The following is a 15,293-nucleotide window of genomic DNA, read 5'->3' on the forward strand; positions in this document are numbered from 1 at the left end:
GCAGGAGGCAGCGTCGGTGACCGCGTGCACCGAGACGCCGATCTGGCAGTTGGCGACCTTGCCCAGGGTGCCTGAGTACTGCCGGGCCACCCCGGGCGAGGCGGTGCCGAACTTGGGGAAGCCGGTGTCATCGACCACCCACGCGTCCGGGCTGATCACCTCCACTGCGCGCTCGGCCAGCCGCTTGCGGACCTCGGCCACCGGCCAGGTGGAGGAGGAGACGAACTGCTGCAGCCCCTGGTGATCCACCCCGAGGCGCTCGGCCATCGGCTGCATCGACTTGCGCCGCCCATCCAGCAGCAGCCCGCGCAGATACGTCACACCCTTGTCCCGCTGATCCACCCGGGCCAGCGGCGCGAACACCTCCGCGGCGAACTCCTCCAGCCGCCCGCGGACCGCGGCCAACTCCGCCGGAGTCATCCACCCATCGCAGCGCCGGCCGTCGAATCAGACAAGACCTAACGAAGCACTACTAGGAGATGGTCACCTGCGCGCCGGTGCTCCTGCTCCACGTAGTGCGGAAACCCACGCGGTCAAATGTCGAGGGGATGGTCGAGTTCCTCAGGCTCCGCCATCCCACCCGACCGAAGGAAAGTTTGAGTCAGGTGAGTAGCGTGATCGTTCGTGCATTGCCTGCACCCTGCGAGGTGTCGCGGGCAGGCCTTCCGACGGGTGGCCATCCTGCCGGCCCGGAGTCTTCTTCCGATCCCTCTGGTTCCCCCTCAAGACCACTCCGTTAGGTCAGTTGAGGAAGTTGTCCCGGATGGCGGCGCGTGCAGTTCCGGGCATCTGGAGTCGCTCTCCCTCAACCGCACTCGTGGGTAGGGGGTGGAGCGGTCGTGGAAGAGACTGCGAAGGTCTTCGACGACCCCACGCTCTTACACACCCGTTGTGGTGCAGACGAAAAAGGTAGGTGTACGTATCCACCGCATACGTCTTTGTTGGCGTCATAACCCACCGACGTGTTGGCCGGGAACGACACGCTCGGGACTGCTGCGCGTAGTCCAGGTTGACCCTGGACAACGAGCGAGCACAGACCCCGTAACGGGACACCGTCGTGGAGTCACTCGACTTCACCGATTCGTGCACCGCGACACTGCCACCACTGACCGTGGCACTCAACGGCACCAGGGTGAACAGGAGTCGCGAGAGCCGGAGCAGCCCGTGTCACGTTCAGCTGTGAGCAGGTCAGTCCAGTCAAGAGGGGCCATCCCGAACTGCCCGGAAACGACCCCCTCCTGGGTAGTGGATCAGCGCGCCCAATACCTCACGTAGTCGGCCTCGACAACTGCCGGGTCGGTCGTGTTCAGCGAGCCGCCAATATTCGTCTCCGACTGAAGAACCCAACGCATCGGGACCTTCGGGATGAAGTTCGGGTCAGTCACCGTCGCCACCAGCGTGGAGTCCTGCCAGAACCTGATGCTGGTCGGCGTCCACTCGGTGCGGTACGTGTGCCACTGACCGTCAGCGACAGCGGCCGGGGCGTACTGCGTGGTCGCCGGGTGGAACACCGAGTTGTAGTTTCCCAGCTGCTTGGACGCCGGGCGGGGCCGGGTACCGGTGGCCAGGTTGTCGGCTTCGGGCCAGTCGATCTCGCCGTGCGCCCAATCGTCGGTGTTCGGCCACAGCAGCCACGCGAGCTTGTAGTTGGCCGACGGGTCGGTTACCCGCATCCGGGTCTCGAAGGTGCCGTAGAGCTGGCCGGACCACGCATCGGTGCCGCCGGCGATGGGCGGTAGCACAGCTGACACGTAGTGCGCACCGTTGTAGTGCAGCCGCTGTGAGAGCACACCGTTGGCCACCGAGGTGGTCCGGTTGGTGTCGTAGATGCCGCGCTTGGAGGTGTCCCCGGGGGCGGTCCCGTCGTAGTGGCCCCAAGTCGAGTAGACCGAGCGGAAGGAGCCGAGCGCAGCGGCTCGGTCGAAGTTCTCCTGGAACGTCGGCGGGGGAGCTGGCGCCGGAGTCGGCTCGGTGGGCGTGGTCGGGGTGGTGACGCTGCCGAACGTGCCATTCGACAGGTAGGCGCCCGTGATACTGACGATCGTCCCCGATGACTGCAACGGCTTGGTGCCCAGCACCCGGACCTTGATGGTGTGCGTACCGGCAGCCAGGGTCACTGACCACCGAACACCGTCGTTACGGGTGCCGTAGTAGTTGAGCCGGGTCTCGGGACCGCCGTCCACACTCACACCGGCGTAGCCGTGGTTGAGGGCCCGGAAGCCGCGCAGGTCGAAGCGGGAGCCACCGGTACCGGCCGTGACCGCCACTGTGGCCGTCGAACCGGTGACGTTGGACCACTTCTCCGTGCCGGTCGTCGACCAGCCACTGCTGTAGGAGAACACGGTGCTCGAGCCCGTTGCCGGGGCAGCTTGGGCAGCGGCGGTCATGCCCACGGTCATGGCGAGGGCGGAGACGGTAGTCACAGCCCATCGGGATAGTTTCACAGCGACTCCAGTTGCGAGGGTGGGGGTGATTCCTGGCATTTCCCCGTACCGCTACCTGTGAGATAGCTGTGAACTAGGAGATCACGCTAGGAGATGACCACGAGGGTCGGATTTGCACCTAAATTTTGCCTGGTCGCGCACCTGAATAGTGTGGAAGCCGCAGTCGGCGCAGGTGTAGACGACGCCGTTCCCGAGGTTGCCTTGACGGAGCTGGAGATTCTCGGGCCTGTTGTCATCCCGCACCCCATTGATGTGATGCACGGAATCGTCGGGACGCACGGGGCCGCGTTGCTGTACCGGTTGCTGTATCGCTCCCCCGCGCCCAGACGTGTTGATCGGGCCAGCCTCTTGGCCGGACTCTCGCGACGACCGACTCGAGCGGACGCCCGGCAACTGGGCGTGGCCCCACCTCGCGTCCTTACTCCAGGTGCCTCATCGGGTTTGTGGACACAAACGGTGAACCATGTGCGTCAACGGTGACGAGGAACGGCAGACGTCCGCCGCGGGGCGGCGGATTGTCGCCGGGTGACCCGAGTATCGCCCGGTGACGCTCTCCTGCGGTGTAGAGGAGCCGCGCACTCACCTCCTGTCGTCGAGTGGGACAACCTGGAAGAGCACACCGAGCGCTTCGTCGAATCTCCCGAGTTCCGGCAGTGGCAAGCCCTCGGCGGCCCGATTCCGGGAAGGCTCCCGTCGTCCGGCACGACACCTCAGCGCGTGGATCATGGCCCGATGCTGATCACCGAGGATCGGGATGGTGTTCCGGTTCTGCGCATCGAGCACGGCCGGGTCAGCGCTGGTGTCGCTTGGTGGCGTACATGGCGGCGTCGGCTTCCCGAACTACCCGTTGGTGGGCATGGGCGGGATCGGCGCCGCTTTCTACATGGCCGATCCCGATGCTCATGTGCACAGGGATCGTGGTCTCCTCGACGACCAACGGATCCTGAAAGGCGTCGCGCAGCCGCCCGACCAGGAGCTCGGCGTGGGCTCGGTCGGTGTGCTCACACACGACGCCGAACTCGTCGCCGCCCAGTCGTGCTGCGGTGTCGCTGCTCCGTAGCACCGTCTGCAGGCGCTCGGCGAAGGCGACGAGCACGAGGTCACCGGTGTGGTGGCCGAGCGTGTCGTTGATGGTCTTGAAGTCGTCGAGGTCGATGATCAGCACGGATGTCGGGGTGTCTGCGCGCGATCCGCGCTCCAAGGCGTGCTGCAGCCGGTCGTGAAACAACAACCTGTTGGGTAGTCCGGTCAGTGGGTCGTGCAGCGAGCGGTGCAGCAGCTGCGCCTCGAGGGCTTTTCGGTCGGTGATGTCCTCGACGATCATGACCAGATGAGGCGGGTCGCCCGCAGAGCTGCCGTCCACCCAGGAGGCGGTCACCTGCACGGGGAACTCATCCCCGTCGGCGTGCATCAGCCTGGTCTCGAGGCGCATTGGCTGGCGGTGTTCGGCCAGCAGCGTCGCATGCGCCTGGCTGGCGCCTGCTTGGCCGGCGGGGTGCACCAGGTCCAGCACTGATTGGCCGTGCAAGACCTCGGCGGCCATGCCGAGCATCCGGCACAGCGCGGGGTTGGCGTCGACCAGAACCCCGGCGGGCGTGGTGAGGGCGATTCCCATCGGCGCGTTGGTGAACGCGCTGCGCCGGTCCGCCGGAGGGAACACGCGCGTCGCCTCGTTCAGGGCCCACCTCCAGGCGTGAGGCACTACTTGCCCGATAGTCGCCGGGACCGGCGCCCGGGACTGCACGGACTGTTCCGACCGAGCCCTGCAAGCGAGATGCCCAACGCGCACGGGAGGTGGCGGCCTGGTCGTCGCGGGCGCCCGACGGGCGGACGCTGTGGACCGGTAGTGGCCTGCACCCAGGCCGTGCACCCCACCGCGGGCGCGATGAGCGGGATGCCGCCGCACAGACAGGTGCGCGAGCACGAAACGCTTGTCATGGCCCTCGCAGCAGGCTCGGCAGATCCCGACAGCCGGTGTGTTGAGCCGTCGTGCGTCAGCGCCCGCGTGTTGAACCACGGCCTCGACGTGCTCGAGGGGGTGACAAGTGGCTCGGTGTTGGTTTCGATCGAGCAGGCGACAGGCGGTTGGTTCTCCGCCACCGGGCGCGCTGCGACTCTCCGAGTCGGCACGCCGAAGAGCGTTGTCGACCATGCGGTCCTCATCCTGCTGGCAGTTGGAGAGGGCTCTGCCGACGAGGAGGGCAGACAACGGCGCGAGGAGCAGCCAGCTGGCCAGGATCAACCAGAGCACCGAATCTCCACCCTCCGGCCGAGATACTCGGTTCACCCGTAATGGTCAACGGCTGCCATCGGGTTACCGACGTATGTGGTGGACCTGCGGTCGTGCGGTGCCGCGGGTGGACCCCAGGCCAGGCGCGGCGCCGGAAAGTGGGGTGTCGACGACCTTTCGAGGGTGGTGAGCGGACCCGGGCACCGCGGGACGTCGCGGTGCGGCGCGACCCCTGATCATTCGTGACCCTTCACGTGAGTGGTGGGTCGACGAGCGAATCCGACGAGGAACTGTCTCGCAGACTTAGCCAATTGTCAACTACAGAGGACGGCCAACGGATTCTGTGGACGGTGGACCGATCTACCGGTCATCCGTCGCACATCGGAGGACGGCTGCCCTCAGTGCATCGACAGCTGCTACCGGTAGCTCACGCTCAGTACATGAAGTGCCGCCTGAGGTTGGGCGAACTTGCTGGTCAGGGCAGAGTCGGCTAGAGATCCCGGGAGACAGGGTTTACAGTCTGTTACTGATGGACGCCTTCCAGCAGGCCGTGGACCAAGCGCGCCGGCAGCTCATCCGCGAGGAGGGGCAGAACGTGTCGGTGCGGGAGCTGATCCGCCGCGCGGGGTTTGACAACTCCCGTCGGGCCTCCGTCGCCCGTCACCTGAATCCGAACCAGCCGTGGCCAAAGGGGCACAGGGTGCCGCCGGAGACCGTGCGGGCGCTGGCGGCGGTCCTGCCGATCAGTGAGTCGGACCTGATGCAGGCCGCGCAGGTGGCAGCCGGCTACCGGGTGCGCGACGAGGAGCCGCGGGACCTGGGTTTCGAAGTGGCCCGGTATCTGAGCGACGAGGAGGTGTCGGAGGAGAAAAAGGCGCGGTTGCGGGCACAGCTACTACAACTCGTCGCCGAGGACCTCCAGCGATCCTCCCGGGCGTGAGCCCAACCTCGCCGTCCCGTTGATCGACTGCGGATGCGCCCACCGGCGGAACGCGTCGCTGCTGGCCTGCGGAGCCCCCAGTTCAGCTCGAGCGGTAGACGTCCCGGCGACGGTCGACCCTGAAGACGACGATCTCACGCGGTTTCTCCAGGACCCGGTACAGCACGCGGTAGGTCCCGCGTCGAGCCGACCAGATTCCGGCCAGCTCGCCGCGGAGCGGCTTGCCGGCCCCGCGAATTCATGACGAGCGTCGTGGTACCGAAGTCGACGACCGCTGCGGCAACCGCCTCCGGCAGCTCTCGGCGAGCGCCCGTCCCGGCGGTGGCGTGAGGATCAGCTCATGGGGCTGCCCATCGCTCACGGCCGCAGCCGACCAACCGCCTCCACACCGCTCGTCGCGTCTCCCCGCGCGTAGGCGGCACCCGCTTCACGGATGTCGGTGAGCGCCTCTGCATCAGTGAGGACCGGCAGCGTCTCCTCGAGGGCATCCAGGTCGTCGGGACTGATCAGGACTGCTGCCGCGCGCCCGTTCCGCGTGATCACGACGCGCTCGTGCTGGTGCTCCACCCGGTCGATGACCTCAGACGGTGGTCGCGGACCACCCGCAGGGACTCGGTGCTCATGGCCACGATCGGGCGCTTCAGAGCCCGCAGCGTCCAGACCTGCTGGCTCGCAGAAGAGCCCCCCGAGACCTCCGCCGGGTGCCGTCCTCGGCGAGTGAGGTGGCCTCACGGTCAAACACCCCAGGAAGCAGTCGGGGCCGTTAGAGATCTCTCCAGAAACGGCCCCTGAGCTGCGATTTCCCACTGTCGAACTGACAGGATGTGAACTTGCGACCCCTTGACCCCCAGTCACGTGCGAGGCGTTCGCCATGGATCGCGAAGGTCCTATCTGTCCAGCTCAGACGCCTATGGCGTCGTCGCCGTCCAATCCGACTCGCTGCCGTTCGGAGCGCGTTGCTGTACCGGCTGCTATCGCCTCCCCCGCGCCCGGGCGTGTCGATCCAGCCAGCTCCTGGCCTGAGTCGCGCGACGCCTCGACCCGGCGGACGCCCGGCGCAAGACCGCGTGCCACGGTCTGATCGACGCAGTCGTCCCTTCGGGGTGCGGCAGTAGGTGCGGGGTCGCCATGGCCAGGTGTGCCCGGTGACCGCGGGCAGGCCCAGAGACGTCGACGAGGTCCCGTCAAGCGCGCTGGTCGCGGGCTCGTGAAAGCGCTCGGGAGTCCCGCATATCCTGTTGATGACGCCGAGCGAGGATGGCCGCTGCTTCCGCCCGAGAATCCGAAGACGTACGACGACCCCGCCGGTGCTGCCGACGCACGCGTCCTCGCCGTCATTCCCAGTCCACTCGAGGGTCGGACCCCTCGTGATGCCCAGTCGGTGTCGGGCCGGGGCTTCTCGCGGGCTCGTGGTGGATGAGCTGGTCGAGGAGGAAGTCGACGTCCCGCTCGTGAGAAACGGCGGCCGGCACGTGGACAGCTCGGCCCAGGGGCGGACGTGCGCCGTACGTGGTGCACTGCGCCGTGGCCCTCGCCGACACGCTCGACCGTCTGCAGCGCCGTCATCCCGCCGCCGGCTTCCCGATCGCCGTCGTCTACAAGTACGTCGACGACTCAGGCCCGTACCTGGCCGCGCTGATCACCTACTACGCGTTCGTCTCGATGTTCCCGCTGCTGCTGCTCTCCTCGACGATCCTGGGTCACGTCCTGGCCGGGAATCCGGAGTTGCAGCAGCGCCTGATCGAGTCGGCACTCAGCCAGTTCCCCGTCGTGGGCGACCAATTGGGCCAGCCCCGCGGACTCAGCGGCGGCACACTCGGCGTCGTCATCGGCGTGCTGGGCGCGCTGTACGGCGGGCTCGGGGTGGCCCAGGCGGTACAGCACGCCATGAACACCGCGTGGGCGGTGCCGCGCAACAACCGGCCGAACCCGTTCCTGGCCCGCGGCCGCAGCCTGCTGCTGCTGGCCACCGCTGGGCTGGCGGTGATCGGCACGACGACCCTGTCCACGCTCGGCGCGAACGACGTCGGCTCCCTCGGCGTGGTCGTCCGGGCCCTGGCCCTCACCGCCTCGGTCCTGGTCAACGCCCTGGTCTTCGTCTTCGCCTTCCGGCTGGGCACCGCCCGGCACCTCACCGTGCGCCAAGTGCTCCCCGGGGCGGTCACCGCCGCCGTCCTGTGGCAGCTGCTGCAGACCTTCGGGGTGACCTACGTCGGTCACGTGGTCGGTACCGCCAGCGCCGTCAACGGGGTGTTCGCCCTCGTCCTCGGGATGCTCGCGTTCCTCTACCTCGCCGCGGTCGTCGCCGTCCTGTGCGTGGAGGTCAACGTGGTCCGGGTCGACCGGCTCTACCCCCGCGCGCTGCTCACCCCCTTCACCGACGCGGTCGACCTCACCCCCGGCGACCGGCGCAGCTACACCGGCCAGGCGAAGGCCGAGCGCCAGAAGGGATTCGAGACCGTCCACGTCACCTTCGACCCACCCGACGGCGATGGCGAGGATCCCGACCGCCCGGCCGGGTGACCCGCAGACCCCGCCGGGGAGCCACGCCGCCACGGATCCCGGCCCGTTCGACGCGAGCCGATCCAGCCCGGTGTTCCTGCAGCCGCCTGCGGAGACACCTGTTTCGCGTCTGCTCGGCGCCGACGGCCGTAGGTGGACGAGGGTCGTCGTCCACCGTCGGACCCGTGTCCGCCTGCGGGTGGCGTTCCTCGGGTGTTCCTCGGCAGGTCCGTCGACGCCGGTCGACGCCCAGCAGCCGCCAACGGTGGACGCGCCGGTCAGTCACCCGATGCGACCGCGGTGGTGTCAGTTGCCGGCGGCTCGGTACTGCTCGACGACATCGGCCCTGATCCGGCCGTGCGGGGACACCGTGATGCCCCGCCCAGCCGCCCACGCGCGCACAGCAGCCGGGTCGACACCCTCGTAAGCCGGCTTCGCCGGCGCAGCGGCGCGACGACCTCCGCTCGACGACACCTTCCGGGCGACCGCCACGGAGCGGCAGACCGCCTCACACATCGCCGCGGCGTTCTCGCCGCTCAGGTCGAGCTCGTACTCGGTCTGGTCGAGGGCGAACCTCACGGTCGTGCTGGCCGGCGTCTCGCCGTCCAGGTCATCAACCAGTACGACCTCGGTCCTGGTAGCCACGAGCCCGAGAGGCCAGCGGTGATCAGGAAGTCAAGATCGAAGCGCCATGGCGAGTGAGACATCGGGCCGGCACGAGTAGGAGCGATGGGCCGCATGTGTCGAGCCTGCCCAGCGAGTGGGACGCGGGGTCAGGACGACCTGCATCCAATGAAGTCACGTCGGGGATCAGTCCTCAGCCCGCCACGTTGGCCATGCCGGTTCGATCCCGGTCACCCGCTCCACCGTTCACGCCGGTCAACCGGCCTGTCAGGTCTCCTGGAGAAGATCCCGAGAACCCCCAGACAGCCCGTTTGAACCCCTTCATCACCTCTGTGTTTCGTTGCGTGGGTCATGAATGAGTCACGCCGCTCAGCTCGAGCTGGCCTGGTGGGCCGCCCTGCCGGGCCGTCGGTTGGAACCCCGTGACCCAGTTGGGTCACGGGACACCCCTCTCGGCCTGGCACCCCGGCGGCACCTCCCAGCAGGCGCAGGGCGACCGCGAGCCCAGCACCGAGCAGCAGCGCGAGAGGTGACGTCCCGCCCGGTGGTCGAGGTCCGGCCGCCCAAGTACGGCAGCGAGCGAGTCGCGTTCTTGGCACCCGGACTCGTCGAGATGCTGGCAGCACACGTCGCTGCGCACGGCGCAGACGGCGCGCACGGCGCAGACGGCGCAGACGGCGCAGACGGCGGCTGGATGTTCACCGGAGAAGGCGATCAACCGCCGCACCAGAACACCGTCGGCCACCGCTGGCGCACCGCCACCGCAGCCGCCGGGATCTCCGGGCTGCGTCTGCACGACCTCCGGCACTTCTACGCCTCGGGGCTGATCGCCTCCGGCTGCGACGTCGTCACGGTCCAACGCGCCCTCGGGCACGCCTCGGCGACGACCACGCTGTCGACCTACTCGCACCTGTGGCCGAGCGCTGAGGACCGCACACGTGCCGCCGCGCAGACGCTGCTCGCCGAGTCCTGCCGACCGGAGTAACACTGGATACCGCTGACGAGTCCAGCGCTCGACCTCCGGTACTCCTCCGCCGCGGCCCTGACCGCCTTCCGGCTGCGACGCCGCAGCCGTCTACCGATACCTCGACGGGCACGTGCGACGAGCGCTTCCCGTCATGGCTCCGGCCCGTCATCAAGGCCGCCCGGGACAGCGCGATGTGGCCGCGGCGCAGACCTGGAGCGTGAAATCCCGTTGACTGGGTGTTGACTGGAGGCGCACTGCAGGCCGCTGAGCTGCGGAAACAGGCCGGATCACACGTTGAAACGGAACTCCACGACGTCGCCGTCGGCCATGACGTAGTCCTTGCCCTCGATCCGCACCCAGCCGCGGGACTTGGCCTCGGTCATCGAGCCGGCCTGCATGAGGTGGTCGTAGGACACGACCTCGGCCTTGATGAAGCCGCGCTGGAAGTCGGTGTGGATGACGCCGGCGGCCTGGGGCGCGGTAGCGCCGACCGGGATGGTCCAGGCGCGCGCCTCCTTCGGGCCCGCGGTGAGGTAGGTCTGCAGCCCGAGGGTGCGGAAGCCGACCTTCGCCAGTTGGTCGAGACCCGGCTCGTTCTGTCCGATCGACTCGAGCAGCTCGGCGGCCTCCTCGGCGGGCAGCTCGGCGAGCTCGGACTCGGTCTTGGCGTCGAGCAGGATCGCCTCGGCCGGCGCCACCAGCGCCCGCAGCTCGGAGATCAGCTCCTCGTTGGCCAGCTCGTCGGCGTCGACGTTGAAGACGTAGAGGAACGGCTTGGTCGTCAGCAGCGTCAGCTCGCGCAGCGGCGCGGGGTCAACGCCCGCGGCGAACAGCGTCTTGCCGGTGTCCAGCACGTCCCGGGCGGCTACAGCGGCGGCCAGCAGCGCCGCCCGCTCCTTGTCCTTGCGCGACTCCTTCTCCAGCCGCGGGATGGCCTTCTCCAGCGTCTGCAGGTCGGCGAGGACGAGCTCGGTGTTGATCGTCTCGATGTCGTCGCCCGGGTCGACCTTGCCCTCGACGTGCACCACGTCGGGGTCGCTGAACACCCGGATCACCTGGCAGATCGCGTCGCTCTCGCGGATGTTGGCGAGGAACTTGTTGCCCAGCCCCTGCCCCTCGCTGGCGCCGCGGACGATGCCGGCGATGTCGACGAACGACACCGTCGCGGGCACCACCTTCTGCGACGAGAACAGCCCGGCCAGCTTCCCCAGCCGCTCGTCGGGCACCCCGACGACGCCGACGTTCGGCTCGATCGTGGCGAAGGGGTAGTTGGCCGCCAGGACGTCGTTCTTGGTCAGCGCGTTGAACAGCGTCGACTTGCCGACGTTGGGCAGCCCGACGATCCCGATGGTGAGACTCACGGGGGTCCAGCCTACGGGGGTCCCGGCGGCTCCGGACCACGTGCGCAGGGCGCCTGCGGATGGGCGTGGAACACGTGCGACGCTCGTCACACCCCGCGCACCCTGGAGGCTCCCCCATGGTCCTGTCCCCGACGACGACGTCGCGGCACGCCACCGCTGCCGGTCCGCTCCCCGCGCACACCCGCGTGGCGATCGTCGGCAGCGGCTTCTCCGGCATCGGCACCGCGGTCGCCCTGCAGGAGGCCGGCATCGACGACTTCGTCGTCCTCGAGCGGGCCGACAGCCTCGGTGGGACCTGGCGGGACAACAGCTACCCGGGCGCGGCCGTCGACGTGCCCAGCCACCTCTACTCGTTCTCCTTCGCGCCCAAGAAGGACTGGTCGCACGTCTACTCCCGGCAGCCGGAGCTCCGCGAGTACCTGGAGCAGGTCGCCACCGACCACGGCGTCCTCCCCCGCCTGTACTGCGGCACGGACGTCGTCGCCGGCCGGTGGGACGACGACGCGCTGGTCTGGCAGCTGGAGACCTCGCGCGGCAGCCTCACCGCCGACGTCGTGGTGAGCGGCGCCGGCGGGCTGGTCGAGCCGCACCTGCCCGAGGTGCCCGGCATCGAGACGTTCCAGGGCCCGTCGTTCCACTCCGCCCGCTGGGACCACTCGGTCGACCTCACCGGCAAGCGCGTCGCCGTCGTGGGCACCGGCGCCTCGGCCGCGCAGTTCGTGCCGGAGCTGCAGAAGGTGGCGGCGGAGGTCGTGGTCTTCCAGCGCACGCCGCCGTGGGTGATCCCGCGCCAGGACCGCGTCTACACCGAGCGCGAGCACCGGGTGCACGCGAGCGTGCCGGGCTTCCTGCGGCTGGCCCGCGGCGGCCAGTACGTCGTCCGCGAGGCCCGGCTCGGCGTGTGGACCGGCGCCGGGCGGCTGCGGAAGCTCTTCGAGAGCCAGGCGCTGAAGTTCCTCGAGCAGCAGGTGCCCGACCCGGAGCTGCGCGCGAAGCTCACGCCGGACTACGGCCTCGGCTGCAAGCGGGTGATCGTCAGCGACGACTACCTGCCGGCGCTGGGCCGGCCGAACGTGGAGGTGGTCGCCTCGCCGGTCACCGCAGTCCGCCCGCACGCGGTGGTCGACGCCGACGGGACCGAGCACGAGGTCGACGTCATCGTCTACGGCACCGGGTTCCGGGTCATGGACATCCCGCTGGGGCACCGGCTGGTCGGCCGCGAGGGGACCACGCTCCGGGAGGAGTGGGACCGCTCCGGCGTCCAGGCGCACCGCGGCACCACCGTCGCGGGCTTCCCGAACCTGTTCCTGCTGCTCGGGCCGAACACCGCGCTCGGGCACACCTCCGTCGTCCTCATGATCGAGGCGCAGATCGGCTACGTCGTCGAGGCGCTGCGGCGGATGCAGGAGACCGGAGCCGGCGCGCTGGAGGTCCGCCGGTCGGCGCAGGAGGCCTACAACGCCCGGCTGCAGTCCGAGCTCAGCGGCACCGTGTGGAACGCCGGCGGCTGCCGGTCCTGGTACCGCGACGAGCAGGGCCGCAACTTCACCCTCTGGCCGACCCGCACGTCGGCGTTCATGCGGCTGATGCGGCGCTTCGACGCCGACTCCTACGAGCTGCGCAGCGCGCGCCGCGTCCCCGTCCCCGCCTGACCCCGTCCGACCGATCCCTGGAGCCCCCTCCCCCATGCGCACCCGTTCCCTCGCCGCCGCCGGTGCCGTCGCCGTCGCGGCCGGTGCCGTCGTCGCCCGCCGCCGGGCCGCCGGCCGCAGCGCCACCGGCCGCAGCGCCACCGGCCGCGACGCCACGCCGCCCGCCTCGACTCCTCCGCTGCCGCAGGGCCGCGTCCGCACGGTGACCACCGAGGACGGCATCGACCTGCACGTCGAGGAGTTCGGCGCGGAGCGGCCCGTCGCGACCGTCGTCCTCGCCCACGGGTACGTGCAGTCCTCGCGGCTGTGGGCCGGGCAGGTCCGCGACCTGCTCGAGGCCCGGCCCGACCTGAAGGTGGTCACCTACGACCACCGCGGGCACGGTTCCTCCGGCCGGACGCCGCGGGACAAGGCCACCATCGAGCAGCTCGGCCGCGACCTGGCCGGGGTGCTCGACGCGGTGGCACCCGACGGGCCGGTCGTCCTCGGCGGCCACTCGATGGGCGGCATGACGCTCATGGCGCTGGCCGAGCAACGCCCCGAGCTGTTCGGCGACCGGGTGGTCGGCGTCGCCTTCGTCGGCACCAGCTCCGGCGGGCTCGACGCCGTCACCTACGGCATGCCGGCGCCGCTGGCCCGCGTGGTGAAGAAGCTGCTGCCGGTGCTCAACGAGCAGGCGGTCAAGGCCGAGCTGGCCGGGAAGAAGCGCGCGGTCGGCGCCATGGACATGTGGCTGATCTTCAGCGGCGACGCCGACCCGGCGGACGTGCAGGCGGCGATGGAGGTGCACCGCACCACCCCGGCCGAGACGGTGGCCGCCTTCCTGCCCACCTTCTCCGACCACGACCGCCGCCAGGCCCTCGAGTCGCTCACCGAGGTGCCGGTGCTGATCACCGTCGGGGACGCCGACCGGCTCTGCCCCGTCGAGCACAGCCGCGCGCTCGCCGACGCGCTGCCCACGGCCGAGCTCGCCGTCTACCCCGGCGCCGGGCACATGGTGCAGCTGGAGCGCCGTCCCGAGGTCAGCCGGCGGCTGCTCGCGCTGGTCGACCGGGCGCTCGCCCCGGCACCCGAGGTCCAGGCCCGCACCGCCTGACGGTCGGGCCGACCGGGCCGGGTCTCCGGCCCGGTCGGCCGGCTCAGCGCGCCCGGTCGTAGCCGAAGAAGCCGCGCTTCTTGATCACCGCGGACACCTCGGGCGGCACCATCGACTCCCAGCTCGTGTCCTCGGTCGGGATCCGCTGGAGCACGTCCCGGCTGAGGATCGGCAGGTACTCGGGCCGGTGGTCGAGCCCGACGAAGCTGCCGCGCCGGTTCAGGTAGTCGTAGAGCGGCTGCAACTCCTCCCCGACGGCGACGCTGTCGACGGTCACGACCCCGCCGTCGCGCAGCATGGGGTAGACGAAGAGCCGGAGGTCGTTCTTCAGCAGCCGGCCGAAGCTCTCGAGGATCCCGCCGGGCAGGGCGGCGTGGGAGTCCTCGTCGAAGAGGTCGATGAGGCTCGGGACGCCCATGACCATCCCGATCCGGCCGTCGGTGCGCCAGGCGAGATAGGCGGCCAGCCGGTGGTGGGCGACGTAGTCGGAGATCAGCACCGTCAGGCCGCAGGCGGCCAGCAGGTCGGCGCGGGCGAGGAAGTCGCGCCGGTCGACGACGTCCCCACCGGCCCGCAGGTTGGCCATGGTCAGCTCGCCGAGCAGGAGGATCTCCCGGCCGGCGACCGCCGGGTCGGCCTCGAACTGCGCGCGGGCGGCCTCGAGCATGGCGATGTTGACCACCGTCGGCGGCCGGAAGCTGCCGCGCTCGACCAGGATCGCCTTCTTGCGCAGCACCTCGCTGGGCTGCAGCACGTTGCGGTCGGGCCCGAACATGGCCGCGCCGCTCAGACCGAGCTGGACCAGCTTGAGCGCCATCACGCGGTTGTCGACGGCGCGGAACTCGATGCCGGACAGCTCGATCAGGTCGACCTCGATGCGGCCGGTGGTCAGCCGGTCGAGCAGGCTCTCCACCAGCCTCTCCGGCTGGTGGTGCTGGAAGAAGGCCGCGTGCAGCAGGTTGACGCCGGCGACGCCGAGCGCCTCCTGCTGCAGCGCCGCCTCGTCGTCGAGCATCCGGACGTGCAGGACGACCTGGCTGGGTTCGTCGCGCGGGTGTGCCTGGAACTTCACGCCCATCCAGCCGTGGCACTCGTTGCCGCCGCGGTAGCTGCGGGCGACGACGGTGTCGGCGAACGCGAAGAACGACGTCTCGTCGCCGCGGTCGTCGCCGAGCCGGTCGACGTCGAGCTGGAACTCGTGGTCGAGCATCGCCTGCAGCCGGCCCTTGGAGACGTAGCGGTCGGACTTGCCGTAGACGGCGTCGCTGACGGCCATGTCGTAGGCCGACATCGTCTTGGCCACGGTGCCCGCCGCCCCGCCCGCGCGGAAGAACCAGCGGGCGACCTCCTGGCCGGCCCCGATCTCGGCGATGGTCCCGTACCAGCGCGGGTCCAGGTTGATCTGCAGTGCCTTCTGCAGCGTGTCCACGCCGGCGTCCATGCGGCTCCCCTCCCGGTGCGGCCCGGGTGCAGGGCG

General features: G+C 69.8%; 14 protein-coding genes and 1 tRNA gene. 6 read left to right on the plus strand and 9 right to left on the minus strand.

The window, feature by feature from the left end; genetic code table 11:
• From BM414_RS11420 to BM414_RS30785, 4 genes are all read right to left on the minus strand, one after another.
• Positions 1–420: IS701 family transposase (locus BM414_RS11420; RefSeq protein ID WP_139245816.1), on the minus strand; the 420-nt coding region annotated here is incomplete at its 3' end.
• Positions 421–1,250: 830 nt separating this feature from the next.
• On the minus strand, positions 1,251–2,399 hold the full coding sequence (locus BM414_RS11425) for a glycoside hydrolase family 16 protein (protein WP_175551557.1): 1,149 nt from the start codon (positions 2,397–2,399) through the stop codon (positions 1,251–1,253).
• 126 nt (positions 2,400–2,525) lie between these two features.
• The gene (locus tag BM414_RS31795; protein ID WP_175551558.1) at positions 2,526–2,723 is read right to left on the minus strand and encodes an HNH endonuclease; all 198 of its coding nucleotides are present in this window, start codon (positions 2,721–2,723) and stop codon (positions 2,526–2,528) included.
• Positions 2,724–3,234: 511 nt separating this feature from the next.
• Positions 3,235–4,104 carry a diguanylate cyclase domain-containing protein gene (locus tag BM414_RS30785; protein WP_245784650.1) on the minus strand — a complete coding sequence of 290 codons (870 nt, stop codon included), beginning with the start codon at positions 4,102–4,104 and terminating at the stop codon, positions 3,235–3,237.
• 1,099 nt (positions 4,105–5,203) lie between these two features.
• Here BM414_RS30785 and BM414_RS11440 point away from each other — a divergent pair.
• Positions 5,204–5,614 carry a hypothetical protein gene (locus BM414_RS11440; RefSeq protein WP_093579585.1) on the plus strand — a complete coding sequence of 137 codons (411 nt, stop codon included), beginning with the start codon at positions 5,204–5,206 and terminating at the stop codon, positions 5,612–5,614.
• 82 nt (positions 5,615–5,696) lie between these two features.
• Here the strand turns inward: BM414_RS11440 and BM414_RS31800 are convergent, their stop codons facing one another.
• Positions 5,697–5,852, minus strand: coding sequence for a type II toxin-antitoxin system RelE family toxin (locus BM414_RS31800; protein ID WP_093579586.1), 156 nt, complete (start codon positions 5,850–5,852; stop codon positions 5,697–5,699).
• Between the two features lie 119 nt (positions 5,853–5,971).
• Complete coding sequence (locus tag BM414_RS11450) at positions 5,972–6,181, minus strand: type II toxin-antitoxin system Phd/YefM family antitoxin (RefSeq protein ID WP_217644677.1); 210 nt, start codon at positions 6,179–6,181, stop codon at positions 5,972–5,974.
• A 957-nt stretch (positions 6,182–7,138) separates the two neighbouring features.
• Here BM414_RS11450 and BM414_RS11455 point away from each other — a divergent pair.
• A complete protein-coding gene (locus tag BM414_RS11455; RefSeq protein WP_093579737.1) occupies positions 7,139–8,137 on the plus strand; it encodes a YihY/virulence factor BrkB family protein in 999 nt (332 codons plus the stop codon).
• Positions 8,138–8,422: 285 nt separating this feature from the next.
• Here the strand turns inward: BM414_RS11455 and BM414_RS11460 are convergent, their stop codons facing one another.
• The gene (locus BM414_RS11460; RefSeq protein WP_093579587.1) at positions 8,423–8,761 is read right to left on the minus strand and encodes a histone-like nucleoid-structuring protein Lsr2; all 339 of its coding nucleotides are present in this window, start codon (positions 8,759–8,761) and stop codon (positions 8,423–8,425) included.
• A gap of 111 nt (positions 8,762–8,872) precedes the next feature.
• Here BM414_RS11460 and BM414_RS29365 point away from each other — a divergent pair.
• Both BM414_RS29365 and BM414_RS11465 read left to right on the plus strand, forming a co-directional pair.
• Positions 8,873–8,982, plus strand: a tRNA-Gly gene (locus BM414_RS29365).
• A 287-nt stretch (positions 8,983–9,269) separates the two neighbouring features.
• On the plus strand, positions 9,270–9,725 hold the full coding sequence (locus BM414_RS11465; protein ID WP_245784651.1) for a tyrosine-type recombinase/integrase: 456 nt from the start codon (positions 9,270–9,272) through the stop codon (positions 9,723–9,725).
• A 269-nt stretch (positions 9,726–9,994) separates the two neighbouring features.
• Here the strand turns inward: BM414_RS11465 and ychF are convergent, their stop codons facing one another.
• Positions 9,995–11,068: a redox-regulated ATPase YchF gene (gene ychF, locus BM414_RS11470; protein WP_093579588.1), complete on the minus strand. Its 1,074-nt coding sequence runs from the start codon at positions 11,066–11,068 to the stop codon at positions 9,995–9,997.
• 116 nt (positions 11,069–11,184) lie between these two features.
• Here ychF and BM414_RS11475 point away from each other — a divergent pair, with 116 nt between their 5' ends.
• Positions 11,185–12,720 (plus strand): flavin-containing monooxygenase, encoded by a 1,536-nt coding sequence (locus BM414_RS11475; protein ID WP_093579589.1) that lies wholly within the window; start codon positions 11,185–11,187, stop codon positions 12,718–12,720.
• 34 nt (positions 12,721–12,754) lie between these two features.
• Positions 12,755–13,816, plus strand: a complete 1,062-nt coding sequence (locus BM414_RS11480; protein WP_093579590.1) for an alpha/beta fold hydrolase — start codon at positions 12,755–12,757, stop codon at positions 13,814–13,816.
• A gap of 43 nt (positions 13,817–13,859) precedes the next feature.
• Here the strand turns inward: BM414_RS11480 and BM414_RS11485 are convergent, their stop codons facing one another.
• Positions 13,860–15,257, minus strand: a complete 1,398-nt coding sequence (locus BM414_RS11485; RefSeq protein ID WP_093579591.1) for a nicotinate-nucleotide adenylyltransferase — start codon at positions 15,255–15,257, stop codon at positions 13,860–13,862.
• Positions 15,258–15,293: the final 36 nt, after the last annotated feature.

Source organism: Geodermatophilus amargosae, assembly GCF_900116515.1.
GTDB lineage: Bacteria > Actinomycetota > Actinomycetes > Mycobacteriales > Geodermatophilaceae > Geodermatophilus > Geodermatophilus amargosae.

Coding starts and splice junctions, on each gene's coding strand:
- BM414_RS11425 (WP_175551557.1), bottom strand. CDS start 2,399: ATGACCGTGGGCATGACCGCCGCTGCCCAAGCTGCCCCGGCAACGGGC.
- BM414_RS11440 (WP_093579585.1), top strand. CDS start 5,204: ATGGACGCCTTCCAGCAGGCCGTGGACCAAGCGCGCCGGCAGCTCATC.
- BM414_RS11475 (WP_093579589.1), top strand. CDS start 11,185: ATGGTCCTGTCCCCGACGACGACGTCGCGGCACGCCACCGCTGCCGGT.
- BM414_RS11480 (WP_093579590.1), top strand. CDS start 12,755: ATGCGCACCCGTTCCCTCGCCGCCGCCGGTGCCGTCGCCGTCGCGGCC.
- BM414_RS11485 (WP_093579591.1), bottom strand. CDS start 15,257: ATGGACGCCGGCGTGGACACGCTGCAGAAGGCACTGCAGATCAACCTG.